Origin of the sequence: Undibacterium sp. Ji49W (assembly GCF_049340205.1) — a bacterium.
Lineage (GTDB): Bacteria > Pseudomonadota > Gammaproteobacteria > Burkholderiales > Burkholderiaceae_D > Undibacterium.
In genome coordinates this window covers 23,119-35,536 of record NZ_JBMPOW010000032.1, presented here as the reverse complement: position 1 = coordinate 35,536, position 12,418 = coordinate 23,119, and the positions used below count along the sequence as shown (strand labels likewise).

General features: G+C 52.4%; 10 protein-coding genes. 4 read left to right on the top strand and 6 right to left on the bottom strand.

Features of this window, described 5'->3' with window-relative positions; genetic code table 11:
- Nucleotides 1-157: 157 nt before the first annotated feature.
- Both ACO0LK_RS26565 and ACO0LK_RS26560 read right to left on the bottom strand, forming a co-directional pair.
- On the bottom strand, nt 158-955 hold the full coding sequence (locus tag ACO0LK_RS26565) for a hypothetical protein (RefSeq protein ID WP_422980528.1): 798 nt from the start codon (nt 953-955) through the stop codon (nt 158-160).
- Between the two features lie 181 nt (nt 956-1,136).
- Complete coding sequence (locus ACO0LK_RS26560; RefSeq protein WP_422980526.1) at nt 1,137-2,342, bottom strand: MFS transporter; 1,206 nt, start codon at nt 2,340-2,342, stop codon at nt 1,137-1,139.
- A gap of 130 nt (nt 2,343-2,472) precedes the next feature.
- On the opposite strand from ACO0LK_RS26560, the gene ACO0LK_RS26555 reads away from it, so the two are divergent.
- The 4 genes from ACO0LK_RS26555 to ACO0LK_RS26540 all read left to right on the top strand — a co-directional run bounded on the left by ACO0LK_RS26555 (nt 2,473) and on the right by ACO0LK_RS26540 (nt 6,890).
- The gene (locus tag ACO0LK_RS26555) at nt 2,473-3,426 is read left to right on the top strand and encodes a LysR substrate-binding domain-containing protein (RefSeq protein ID WP_422980524.1); all 954 of its coding nucleotides are present in this window, start codon (nt 2,473-2,475) and stop codon (nt 3,424-3,426) included.
- Nucleotides 3,427-3,556: 130 nt separating this feature from the next.
- Nucleotides 3,557-4,261 carry a hypothetical protein gene (locus ACO0LK_RS26550; RefSeq protein WP_422980522.1) on the top strand — a complete coding sequence of 235 codons (705 nt, stop codon included), beginning with the start codon at nt 3,557-3,559 and terminating at the stop codon, nt 4,259-4,261.
- A gap of 87 nt (nt 4,262-4,348) precedes the next feature.
- On the top strand, nt 4,349-5,104 hold the full coding sequence (locus tag ACO0LK_RS26545) for a hypothetical protein (protein ID WP_422980520.1): 756 nt from the start codon (nt 4,349-4,351) through the stop codon (nt 5,102-5,104).
- A gap of 229 nt (nt 5,105-5,333) precedes the next feature.
- Nucleotides 5,334-6,890, top strand: a complete 1,557-nt coding sequence (locus ACO0LK_RS26540; protein WP_422980518.1) for a DUF4157 domain-containing protein — start codon at nt 5,334-5,336, stop codon at nt 6,888-6,890.
- 162 nt (nt 6,891-7,052) lie between these two features.
- Here the strand turns inward: ACO0LK_RS26540 and ACO0LK_RS26535 are convergent, their stop codons facing one another.
- From ACO0LK_RS26535 to ACO0LK_RS26520, 4 genes are all read right to left on the bottom strand, one after another.
- On the bottom strand, nt 7,053-8,072 hold the full coding sequence (locus ACO0LK_RS26535; protein WP_422980516.1) for an alpha/beta hydrolase: 1,020 nt from the start codon (nt 8,070-8,072) through the stop codon (nt 7,053-7,055).
- 42 nt (nt 8,073-8,114) lie between these two features.
- Nucleotides 8,115-8,540, bottom strand: coding sequence for an organic hydroperoxide resistance protein (locus ACO0LK_RS26530; RefSeq protein ID WP_186950680.1), 426 nt, complete (start codon nt 8,538-8,540; stop codon nt 8,115-8,117).
- 631 nt (nt 8,541-9,171) lie between these two features.
- Nucleotides 9,172-9,627, bottom strand: a complete 456-nt coding sequence (locus tag ACO0LK_RS26525; RefSeq protein WP_422980514.1) for a MarR family winged helix-turn-helix transcriptional regulator — start codon at nt 9,625-9,627, stop codon at nt 9,172-9,174.
- Nucleotides 9,628-9,775: 148 nt separating this feature from the next.
- Nucleotides 9,776-12,340 (bottom strand): glycosyl hydrolase 115 family protein, encoded by a 2,565-nt coding sequence (locus ACO0LK_RS26520; protein ID WP_422980512.1) that lies wholly within the window; start codon nt 12,338-12,340, stop codon nt 9,776-9,778.
- Nucleotides 12,341-12,418 lie beyond the last annotated feature (78 nt).

Genomic DNA, 12,418 nt, shown 5'->3' with positions numbered 1-12,418 from the left:
ATCATGCGTCAGCAGTCATCAAGCGGCTGCAATAAAGACCGAATGTATGGCTGCAATCGACTACGTCAGGTTTAATTTGAAAATGCTCTTGCAAATGGGGGGCGTCCATGTATGCGCCACGCGCACCAATTTGAGTTAACTCTTTATTGCCACCGTCTTAATTACACGCACTGACCGCTTCAAACAGGCCACCAAAACGCTGCAATGCCATTACCCGCATGATCAGGGCCTGCTCCGGAGTGATGACGAGGGCATTCTGTGGTGAGGTGCCCTGCGTCATCAACAAAACCTTGTCTTGCGTATGCGCCAGGCCAAGCACATGGCCTAGCTCATGTCCGAGCGGTTTGCCCATAGCGAAATAGCGATTGGCGTGTCTGTCCGGACGATTCATCAACACATCATTGAATACCGCCTTACCGGCCGGCAGATTGCCAAAGGCATCCGCAACCGTGCCCGCCGGATTGGGCATGGCCGCTGCAAAAATGACGGACAACTGGTTGATGTTGTCAGTCCATGCTGGTATCTCGTTCGCAGGCTTGAACCTGAAATGGAAGACGATACGCGCCTGCTGATAGTAGCGGTTGACCAGCTCCATATACGGTAGCAATTGTTCTGGCCTGTTCCAGATGGCAGAATCTTTGAAATACACGTCCACATTCACGCCTATCAGCCTGTTGCTTTCTGCTGCCGTGCACATTGTCCCGTTCGCTTCGCAGCCTGGCTGCTGGTTCGGGAATATGCGCAACTCGCGTGGCAGGCTGGCCGCGTGTAATTGCGACCAGTCTTGCGGCTGCCATTGATATTCAGACGGGATGAGTTTGCTGCATTCTGTTGCGGGGGCTGTTTCTTCTGCACGGATTGCCGTAGTGCCGACCAGTATGGCGGCCAGGCCAGCAAACTTCAAGAACCGGGCGTACTGCGTTAGCAGATGGCGATAGGTAGACATGCGTTTCATGTTGGCGTCATCAATAAGCGTTGGAGATTGACTGCCAGTTTAGCGCTTCAACATGGGTAAAAGTAAAATTTTAACGGCAGCCGCTTGCCCGGTTTGCCAAGTTTGAGATACAAAACAGAATATTTAAAACACGATGTTTTAAACACGATATCTCGAACTTGACGAGCGGCTGCCTGCCACATCAGTGCATCGCCACGGCACCGAGGTTGACTGGTTTATCCGCTACACCATCTGCCCGGTCCAGGCGGCCTGCCAGTGTCGTCAGGGCCCAGGCACCGACAACCACCAGTGCCCCTATCCACGGCGTGGTCATCAGGCCAAACCGGCTGACGATCAGGCCACCGGCCCAGGCACCGGCGGCTATGCCGACGTTGAAAGCAGCAATGTTCAGGCCAGACGCTACATCAATGGCTTGTGGTGCATCGCGTTCTGCACGCTGTACCACATACACTTGTAAGCCAGGCACATTGCCAAAGGCAACCGCACCCCAGGCCAATACTGTCAGCAATGCCAGCCACTTGTTGTGTGCAGTGAAGGTCAGTACCAGCAAGACCAGGGCCAGCAGCGCAAAAATAATTTGCAGGGCACGTATCGGACCTTTTTTATCGGCCAGTTTGCCACCCCAGATATTGCCCACGGAAACCGATACCCCATACACCAGCATCACCAGACCCACGGCCGAAGGTGAAAACCCGCTGATGTCTTGCAGTATTGGTGCCAGATACGTAAATGCGATAAAAGTGCCACCATACCCCAGCGCCGTCATGGCATACACCAGCAACAGGCGTGGCTTTTTCAGAACCGCCAGTTGGGTCAGTAATGAAGCCGGGACAGCGCTGGCAATATGGCCGGGTATCAGTATCCAGCTGCCGATAAAGGCAATCACACCCAGCAAAGACACAGCCAGAAAGGTTGCCTGCCAGCCAAAATGCTGACCGATGAAGGTGCCCAGTGGCACGCCTGTCACCAGCGCCACGGTCAGGCCGGTAAACATCAGGGCAATGGCGCTGGCGGCTTTTTCTTTGGGGACCAGGCTGGTGGCGATGGTAGACCCGATAGAAAAGAACACACCGTGGGCCAGCCCAGTCAGGACACGGGCGGCCATCAGCGCATAGTAGCCGGGGGCCATCCAGGCGACCAGGTTACCGATGGTGAACAAGGCCATCAGACCCAGCAGCAATTGCTTGCGTGGCAGGCGGCCAGTCAATGCCGTCAGGACTGGTGCGCCAATGGCAACACCCATGGCATACAGGCTGACCAGCAGGCCAGCCGAAGGAACCGACACCTGCAGGCTGTCGGCAATGGTGGGAATCAGGCCGACAATCACAAATTCTGTCGTACCGATGGCAAAGGCGCTGAGGGTGAGCGCCCATAAGGCGAGAGGCATAGTGGCTCCTGATTGGTCAGAACACATCCCTGTTGATGAAATGAGTTCTATTAAAAGCCGCCAGTGTGCAACTTGCTGCTGCAAAGAAAAATGCCTGCGGTTACACTAGACTTTTGACTGGGAGTCACAAGTGTTGAGTTTTGATACCCTCACAGCCTTTGTTGCTGTTGTTGATACCGGCTCGTTTTCTGCGGCGGCAGAGCGGCTGGGGCAGACGCCGTCCGGCATCAGCCGCAGCATGTCGCGGCTGGAAACACAGCTGGGCATGACTCTCATGACCCGCACCACACGCCGTCTGGATTTGACGGAAGAGGGCACCTGGCTCCTGCAAAGGGCGAGGAAGCTGCTGGCCGACCTGCAAGATACCGAAGATCAATTAACGGCCAGGCTGTCACAACCCTCTGGCCTGGTCAGGGTCAACGCAGCCACGCCCACGCTGGATCATCTGCTGGCACCACTGGTGGCTGATTTTATGGATGCCTATCCGTTGATAAGGCTGGAACTGGTCAGCGGTGAAACCTTTGTTGACCTGATCGAAGAACGGGCCGACCTTGCCATACGCATCGGTAACCTGACCGATTCCAGCATGCATGCACGTCGCCTTGGCAATAGCCGCCTGCGTGTGGTGGCAGCGCCGCATTATCTGGCGCGCCATGGCGAACCGAAAGAAGTGAGCGACCTGCAACACCATCGCCTGCTGGGCTTTACCACACCTGCCAGCCTGAACACTTGGCCGCTGGCCGGTTCAACTGCAAATTCCAATTCTCATCCTGGTCCTGATTTTGATCCCGATTTTGATCCTCTGGGCAGGCAGGGCGGTCTGGTGATCGATGCAGCAGTCAGCGCATCAAACGGTGAAACCCTGCGCCACCTGGCGTTGAGCGGGGCAGGCATTGTCTGTCTGGCAGATTTTATGACCACAGCAGATCGCGCCCATGGCCGCCTGGTGCCGGTATTGGCCAGCAAGGCTTTGCCCTGGTCGCAGCCGGTGTGGGCTGTGTTTTATAAACAGGAAGCCATCGCACCGCGTGTTGCTGCATTCCTGAGTTTTTTAATGACACGCCTGCCGCTGGATAAAGAATAAGGCATCGATGATTGTTTAAAGGAAAGGCGTTGCAATTTATGCCTGTTTATCATCTAATTGATGTCTGCCACCCATGCAGAATTGTCGCGTAGTTCCAAGATAAATCAAAAAAATACCCATAATGAAAAGAATGAAACCAGCATTCCATCGACATCTTTTTACGACGATATCGATAGCTGCTGCCGCCAGTCTGGTCGCCTGCCAAAAGCATGAAGAACCAAAAATCCAGACTTCTTCATCCGCTGCCGCAGCAACAACCGCGACAACTGGCAAGCCTGCAACCAAAACCTATGACGGTCCGTTTGGGCTTGCAATGGGTATTAGCGAAAAAGAAATGCGTGAGCGTTTTGGCTTTGCCACTATTGAAGAAGCATCGCATTTTTATATAGGGACTCCACCCAAGCTTGTCCCTGGGTTTACTGATTACTATGTGATTGCTACACCTGTTGCTGGTGTCTGTAAGATAGCTGGTACCATCGCGCTCTCATCCCTCAATGGTAGTGGTGATCGGCTGAGGGAGGCTGCGGATAATTTAGCGTCGTTGATGGAACAAAAATACGGTAAACCAAGCAATAAATTTCATACTTTTTTGGATGATACTTACCGCAGGAATCCACAATTCTGGATGCTGGGCTTGAAAGAACATTCCATTAGTTATGGCTATGAATGGGTCAGAGAAAAAGATGCTGCACCCTTGCCAAATAATATTAGTTCGATTGTAATCAGCGTCAAGGCGCATACTATTGACACCGGAAGTGTAGGTGCCAGCTATGAATTGACGAATTTCAATGATTGCGAAAAGGAATTCCAAAAAGCCAAGGCGAGCAATTTATAATCAGCTATGGCATCCATCGCATCCATCACATGAAGCGGCCACTTATCAATCGCCACCATTGGCACACAGCAAAGGTCGCTGCCTTAAATGATATTTAAACAGCGACACCGCCCACTGGCAATGCTGCGCAATACGGTGATGGCATTCTTACTGATTGCTGCTGCAGGCTGCCAAAAGCCTGCAGCATCTGATGCCGGAAACCCCCTGGCCCAGGCATCTGCCACGTCCGCATCAATCGCTACAACTGCGCCTTCAAGCAGTGCCGCGACCACCCAGCCAGCCACCGCGCTTGCATACAAAGGCCCGCAAGGCCTGGCCATGGGCATCACTGAAGCCGAGCTGACCGACAAGCTGGCTTATACCGCATCAGATAAAGTGAGGCATTTGTACACCGGCAAGCCACCACAAGCCATGGCAGATTTTTCTGATTATTTTGCCGTGGCCACACCCTTGAGTGGCGTATGCAAGATAGGTGCCTTTGCCCGCTTTGGTACCGTCAATGGCAATGGCGAGCAGATCAGAGCGGCGGCAGACCGCATCGCTGCCAGCCTGCAAGAACAATACGGCAAACCCAGCAAGAAAAAAGAAGCCATTCGCGCCGACGTCTATCGCAGAAAACCGCAATACTGGATGGTAGGTCTGAAAGAAGGCTCAGTCAGCTATGGTTACCTGTGGGCTATTGGCGAAACAGTGAACGATTTGCCCGACGATATCATGAACATCATCGTCTATGCCCAGGCCGAAACCATCCATCAGGGCGGGGTCGGGGTGATCTATGAATTTTCCAATTATGCCGATTGCCAGAAAGAGTTGAAGAAAGAAAAGCACAAAAAGCTGCAATGAAACGCAGTATTTAACACTGCCATGCACGCTGCAATACACGTTGTAATGCAGCAATTCTTCGCTCTTTACCCTTCATACGAGCAGGCTTCTTATACCGCTTGAATTAGTGCTTAAATTAGTGTTTGAATTAGCGCTTGAATTAGCGCTTGAATTAATGCTTGTTGCAACATTGATCATGTTGTAATGTGTTGTCTGACCGTCGTCATTTGTACAATTCCCCCGTGCCATCATGAAAGCACCACTTTTCGCCAAAGCGGAACCCCGCCAGCCCAGAGCTATGGCAGGTGTTGACCTGCGGCAAAGGCAGGCTGTGCTTGCCAGCATCAACGATCAGCGACCCGCAGCCATTGCACAAAGGAAGTTACAGCAGATGGCCAACCAAAGCCCGCAGGCGCTGCGGTTGCAAGCCTGTGCCCAGTTGATGGAGCAGGGCAAATCAGGCAAGGAAGCCAAACCTATCGCATCTGCGGCGCAGGCGAATGGCTTGCCAGTCCAGTTAAAAGCAGGCATAGAAGCTTTGTCCGGCATGCGCATGGACCATGTGCGCGTGCATTACAATTCACCCAAACCCGCCCAGTTAAAGGCGCATGCCTTTGCCCAGGGCAATGCCATCCACCTGGCACCCGGGCAAGAACAGCACTTGCCGCATGAAGCCTGGCATGTGGTGCAACAGGCACAAGGCAGGGTTCGCCCCACGCTTACGATCAAACAGGGTGTCGCCGTCAATGATGATGCCGGGCTGGAACAGGAAGCCGATATCATGGGGGCCAGGGCACTGAGCCAGGGTGGGGCCATACAGCAACAACGAGTCGCGCAAAGGCAGATCAGCGCGCAGCCCGCTTCATCGCCTGGAGCCGATCGACAGTATGAGCACGTGCCCGTGCAGCGTATTGTCCATAAACTAAAAACGGCCAGATCAGCCCCGTATAAGAATGCGATTAGCCTGGAAGGCATCGATCCAAAAGAGATGCGGGAAAAAATGGATGACCCAAACAGGCACTATATCTATGATAAAGAGAAGAAGGCCCTGGTAGAGGTTCCTGCACCAGACGATAAAAAGAAAATAAAAAAATCGGATTTTGTTCTTGAGCACATACGAAAATCACAATCAGTAAGAGGCAGGCGTTCTAAGATAAATTCTACGAAACTCAAACGCATCACGGGAATTTTTGAAGTTTCTAAAGGCATTTTAAAGAAAGCGAAACAAAATAAGGGAAACAAGGTCAACGATTTGCACCTTATCTTAAAAAAGATGTTTACCAATGTGATTGACAGAAACAGTAATGCTCGGTTCACAGCTCATTTTTCGATTGGCCAAGTACATTTTTCTGTTAATGTAGCCAACCAAAGCAATCTGCGCACTTACAAGGATTTGCTGGCGGTTACTCATGTTTCTCTGGTGGGAACCAAAGGGAAAAGCAGCTATGCCAGCCTGACTGAAAATAATCTCTATCCAACAGTTGGTGGGGGAAGTGAACACTTCAAGTATCTGTATGCTCTGGAGTCCTTGCGCAACCATGAATTTATTCCGTCTCTGGTGTTGAAGAGCCAGCAAGTGGAGGGTGACAAGATTGACCCTGAAGATATCATCGATCCCGAGAAATTTGGTATCCATGAGTTAAGTGGTGCTGCTGGAAAAGACAGTGATGAGTTTAAGAATCAGCGCATCGACAATACTGACAGACTGCTCGACGAAATAGATGACGATGATGATTTGAAAAAGAAAATATTGACTGATCCAAAAGGCTATGAAGAAACATGTAAAGACATGTGCGCTATTTTTTAAGAGTTTATTTTTTTCTTGATTGCGAATGCGTCTCGAATACGTCTCGATAATTTCATCGCCACTTCCACTTGAATTCAGTAGCATGAAATGATGAAATGAATGCTGAAAAATCAGCAGATACAACATGGCTGGCGTGATGTATCTGCTGTATTTGTCAGGCTATTATTTCAAACGCAGTTGCAACTCAGCCCCTGCCTGCAACATCGCCGAACGTACTGCCGGTACTGTGCTTAACACATTCAACAAGCCAAAGTCGTGAATCATGCCTTTGTAGCGGACGGTAGTGACGGCCACACCGGCACCGGCCAGTTTCTGGCCATACGCTTCACCTTCATCACGCAGCACGTCAAATTCTGCGGTTTGTATCAGTGTTGGTGGCAATCCCTTTAATTGCTCGGTGCTGGCTTGCAGCGGCGATGCGTAGATTTCCTTGCGCTTTGCCTGATCGGTGGTGTAATTGTCCCAAAACCATTTCATCATATTGCGGGTCAGGAAATGGCCATCGGCAAACTGCTGGTAAGACGCATTGTCGAAACTGGCATCCGTCACTGGCCACAGCAAGACCTGTGAACGCAGTTTGGGTTCGCCTTTTTCTTTCGCCATCAGGCTGACCACGGCTGCCATATTGCCGCCTACACTATTGCCTGCTACTGCCAGGCGGCTACCATCCACCTGGATTTCTTTGCCATGCTCTGCTACCCATTTGGTCGCTGCATACGCCTGCTGTATGGCGACGCCATAACCGGCCTCTGGTGATGGTGTGTAATTCACAAACACGGCGACTGCACCAGACTGTGCCACCAGATCACGTACCAGACGTTCATGGGTAGGATAATCGCCCAGCACCCAGCCACCACCGTGGAAGAACATGAACGCAGGCAAGATTTTCTTGACACCAGCCGGGCGCACGATGGTCAGCCTGACATCGCTGCCGTTGAGCTTGACGGTTTTTTCAGAGACATCAGCCTTTGGCAAAGTCAGCTTCACACCAGCCTGCGCGCCGACCAGTACGGCACGCGCATCAGCGACAGGCAGTTGTTCCAGCGGCTTGCCACCACCGGCCTGCAAGGCTTCCAGAAAGGCCTGGGTAGTTGGTTCGACGCCTGGGCTGCCAGCGGCGAAGGCGTTGGTGATGGATAAGCTGATGGCAGTCGCTGCCAGCATGGTCTTCAAGTGTTTCATGGTATGTCCTGTGATGATGGATGGGGTTGCGATATGTGAGGCTTACACCAGTGTCAATGTGACGTCGATGTTATTGCGCGTTGCATTGGAATACGGGCAGACAATATGGGCGCGGGCGATCAGGTCTTCGGCCACGGTTTTGTCCATGCCGGGCAGGCTGATCTTCAGTTCAACTTCTATGCCGAAACCTTGTGGTATCGCACCGATGCCGACACTGCCATTGACTTCAACATCTGCCGGAATGGCGATCTTGTCGCGCTGGCCGACAAATTTCATCGCACCCAGAAAACAGGCTGAATAACCGGCAGCAAACAATTGTTCAGGATTGGTGGCCGCGCCGCCCGCGCCACCCAATTCTTTAGGGGTAGACAGCTTGATATCCAGTACGCCATCCGAAGAAACAGCACGGCCATCACGGCCACCGGTGGCTTTGGCATAGGCACGATAGAGAACTTGGGCTATAGACATACAATTTCCTTTCAGTTTGTGCAGCCGGTATGGCTGCGAAAATAAAACACATGGGTTTGCTACGGTGTTGCTGGCGTTGCTGGCGTTGCTGGTTTTACTGCTGCTGCTGTTGCTACTTTTACTGCATTTTTTCTTGAATTTAAATCGCTACAAAATAAATAGTGAGCTACATAAATGATATGAGGCAAGTAGTTAAACTGATGACACACTTGCCTGCTCTTGCAGCCATTCTTTGTAATTCCACATAAGTAGATTGCTATTAAATAGCTAGCTATATAAATGCAACAATCGCACTTGCTAAAAACTACCTTGCATTCGTCAAGAAACCAACCTGCGTAGGTGAGATTAGCGTAGCGTAATCGCACGCATGTTGTGCCTGAAAATCACGAAGGTACTTCAAATCGGCATTTAAATATCGCAAACCTTGACTCACATTCGTACATCACATTCGTACATCACATTCGTACATCACATTCGTACATCACATTCGTACATCACATTCGTACTTCACATTCGTACTTCACATTCGTACTTCACATTCGTACTTCACATTCGTACTTCACATTCGTACTTCACATTCGTACGATTACGCTTTGCTAATCGTACCTACTGCTACTGCATCTTCCACCCGTCAGGCATTCTTCAAAATCGCTTCCCGCAAGGCCAGGATTTCTTCTTTCAAACCCTTGATCTGGTCGGACGAACATTCTGTCGCACACATCACCGACACAGGCAGGGCAGATGCCGCCTTGCGCATGTCATTGCCAGCTTTGGTCAGCGAAATGATGACCTGTCTTTCATCGCTGGCGGCCCGGACACGGGTGATCAGTTCCTGCGCTTCCATGCGTTTCAGCAAAGGTGTCAGGGTGGCTGAATCCAGTATCAGACGGGCACCGATGTCATTCACGGTTTGCGCATCCTGCTCCCACAACACCATCAGCACCAGATACTGCGAATAGGTGATGCCCAAGTCCTTCAACAGCTTGCGATACAGCTTGTTCATTGCCAGTGAGGTCGAATACAAGGCAAAACACAACTGATCACCGAGCTGCGGTACTGGCATGGATTTGGTGTTGGGCGTTTTCATGCTTCACATAATATATAGTGCACTATCTAATAGCAAGTTATTTTTAAAAATTAATTGTAACGGCCTTTATGACTGCAATTGTATGGATGGTAATGGCGGCAGCTATTGCCATATCTGCCGTCTATTCTTACTACGTTATGGGCGTCGGTTAATTCCTGCTTATGTTTACCGGCCCCAGATAGCCAGATGACAGCTTGCCCTGGTGCAGCACAATCTTGTCCACCACGATGCCGGGCCGTATGCCATACACATGCAATTGATGCTTGCCTGCCGCCAGCGTGCCCACCGGGGCGCTGACGATGCGGGTGGCATTCAATACCGCCTGCGCCCAGTCGGCACTGCCATCTTTGACATCGAGTTGTACCAGTTGCGGTGCGCCATCATCAATACTGATAGCCAACTCCAGTACCGTGCCACTCAAGGCATGGGTGGGGATGAGGTAGGCGGAAAACTGGTAACTGTCGGCGCTGGTGGCATCGTCCAGCGTAAATGCGTAATCGAGGCGTGGTGCTGCGCTTGCCGCCAGCGCCAGCGGTATGGAGCTGGCAGTGGTGGGGAACAGGGCCATCGAACCGGCACCGGTGCGGCCCAGGCCAGGTATCATTTCCCAGCGCATGGCAGCGGCGGCACGCTGATGCTGGAATTGTTCTGCTTCCAAGGCGATTGTTGTTGATGTGGGTGGTGTTGCGGGTGTTGCCGATGCTGCTGTCATCGTATCTGTCGCAGGCGGCTGCCATTTGCTGATACGCATGGATTTCCACTGATCATCTGCCGGTTCTGCCGCCATGATGCCGCGCCATTTACCGCCTGCCAGTGGGCCATTCCAGTGGGCGTTGATGGCTTGCAGTTGCTGGTCGGCGTTGATGGCCGCAGCACGGTTGCCGCGTTCGGTTTCAAAATAACGCAGATTCGCCAGGGCCGATGCCTGCACGGGGTAAGCTACCAGTTCAAAAAATGCATCCTGTTGGTCGGCGTGCAGTTGCTTGCCAACTATGCCAACGCGGCTTTGCAATTGCGTAAATGCCGCCAGCCTTTGTGTGATTTCGTCAGGGCTTAGTGCGCTCGGGCGCGGGCTTTCTTTTGGCAGCCACCATTGCAGGTGTTCCGGCTTGCGCTGATAATTCAACTGGTAATACTCGGCCATGATGGCGGCAATCTCTGCTGACTGCGCTGCGCCAAATTCACGCGTGGCCCAGGTTTGAAGGTAGCTGGGCAGTTGTGCCAGCGGCCAGCGTTGCATGTCCCAGGCCATTTGCAAAAAGAATTCTGTGCCTATTTCTGCCGGCTTCAGGTCGCCGACATTGGCGATCCATATGTTACGGGCACCGTTGTCGTAAGACTTGCTCATTTCTTCCCAGATCAGTGCCGGTGGCGTGGTGCCCAGCCACAGGTAAGACAAAGGTGCGCCCAGGTAAGACAGGTGGTAATACACGCCAAAGCCACCGGCACGCTTGCTTTCTTCGGCAGTAGCAAAGCTGCGCACATAAGCAAAATTATCATCCGGCCAGATGATGGTGACATCATCCGGCACGCGCAAACCCTGGCGGTACAGGGGTAGCACTTCTTTATACGCGCAAAATACCTGCGGTACCTGATTGATGTCGGCGTTCACGTATTTGTTCAACAAGCGGCGCTGGTCGCTAAAGATGGTTTCCAGCACCTGTCTGCGTTCAGTATCAGTCTTTGGCCCCTGCATTTTGGAATCATGGATGCCGCGCATACCCAGGGTGTAAATGTTTTCATAGCCGCCATTGCTGCGCAGGCGTTCTTCCCAATAAGCGCGCACGCCGTCTGCATTGCTGACGTAGTTATAGCTTTCCGGCGCGGCCTTCCATTCGCCGACATTATTGCGCAGCATGGGTTCAGCATGTGATGAACCCATGACGATGCCATAGTCATTCGCCAGCGCTGCATTGGCAGCCAGTTGGTTGAAAGGCGGGCTGACTGCATGCATGGCAGGCCACAGGGTATTCGCCTTCAGGCGCAGCAATAGTTCAAACACTTTGGCATAGGTTTTGGGGCCTATGCCCTTGTGTTCTGGCTCAAAGTTGTTGGCCGCCCACACATGCAGGCCCCAGTCTTCATCATTGATAAAAATGCCGCGATACTTGACCGAAGGCGGCCCAAAGCGCCGCGTGCCTGCTGCCAAGTACAGGGCATCTTTCTTTTCCGGCGCCACATCCGCCCACCAGTGCCAGGGTGATACGCCTATGGCTTGTGACAATTCATAAATGCCAAAGGCGGTGCCACGTGCATCACTGCCCACAATGACCACGGCATTGTCCACACCCGGCATGGGTGCGGCGACGCTGGCGATAACAAAACTTTCCCACGCGCCGCGCAGGTTGCCAATGTCTAGCTTGCCCGCTGTCACCAGTTGATCCAGCAGTGGGGATTTACCCAGCGTGCCGACCAGTATCAGTGACGTGGATTTGATGGCAGAGGGCGAGCTAATATGTACGTGCCGCCCGGTGACAAGCTCCAGGTCAGCCGCCAGATCACGCGCAGCCAGTTGCACGACTTTGGCATCGCCATCTGCCAGCACGATCTGTGTGGGCTTGCGGGCGTCGGATATGACAGCCGAACCGGGTAAGGCAAGAGTACTTATCCAGCCATCATGGGGATTGGTCTGCGCCAGCACAGGGCTGCATAACAGCAAAGACGAAGCCAGCAAGCCAATCAATATGCGGCAAAGTCTGGCGAAAGCATGCATGGCGGGTCGTCCTGTCGAGTGTCATCTATAACCGCATTGTAGGAGATCACTACCCGCCGGGGCGGCAGACTAGCCCGC

Excerpts from the sequence above, each read along its gene's own strand:
- ACO0LK_RS26540 (WP_422980518.1), top strand. The coding sequence starts at position 5,334 with ATGAAAGCACCACTTTTCGCCAAAGCGGAACCCCGCCAGCCCAGAGCT.
- ACO0LK_RS26550 (WP_422980522.1), top strand. The coding sequence starts at position 3,557 with ATGAAACCAGCATTCCATCGACATCTTTTTACGACGATATCGATAGCT.
- ACO0LK_RS26520 (WP_422980512.1), bottom strand. The coding sequence starts at position 12,340 with ATGCATGCTTTCGCCAGACTTTGCCGCATATTGATTGGCTTGCTGGCT.
- ACO0LK_RS26560 (WP_422980526.1), bottom strand. The coding sequence starts at position 2,342 with ATGCCTCTCGCCTTATGGGCGCTCACCCTCAGCGCCTTTGCCATCGGT.
- ACO0LK_RS26530 (WP_186950680.1), bottom strand. The coding sequence starts at position 8,540 with ATGTCTATAGCCCAAGTTCTCTATCGTGCCTATGCCAAAGCCACCGGT.
- ACO0LK_RS26525 (WP_422980514.1), bottom strand. The coding sequence starts at position 9,627 with ATGAAAACGCCCAACACCAAATCCATGCCAGTACCGCAGCTCGGTGAT.
- ACO0LK_RS26545 (WP_422980520.1), top strand. The coding sequence starts at position 4,349 with ATGATATTTAAACAGCGACACCGCCCACTGGCAATGCTGCGCAATACG.
- ACO0LK_RS26535 (WP_422980516.1), bottom strand. The coding sequence starts at position 8,072 with ATGAAACACTTGAAGACCATGCTGGCAGCGACTGCCATCAGCTTATCC.
- ACO0LK_RS26565 (WP_422980528.1), bottom strand. The coding sequence starts at position 955 with ATGAAACGCATGTCTACCTATCGCCATCTGCTAACGCAGTACGCCCGG.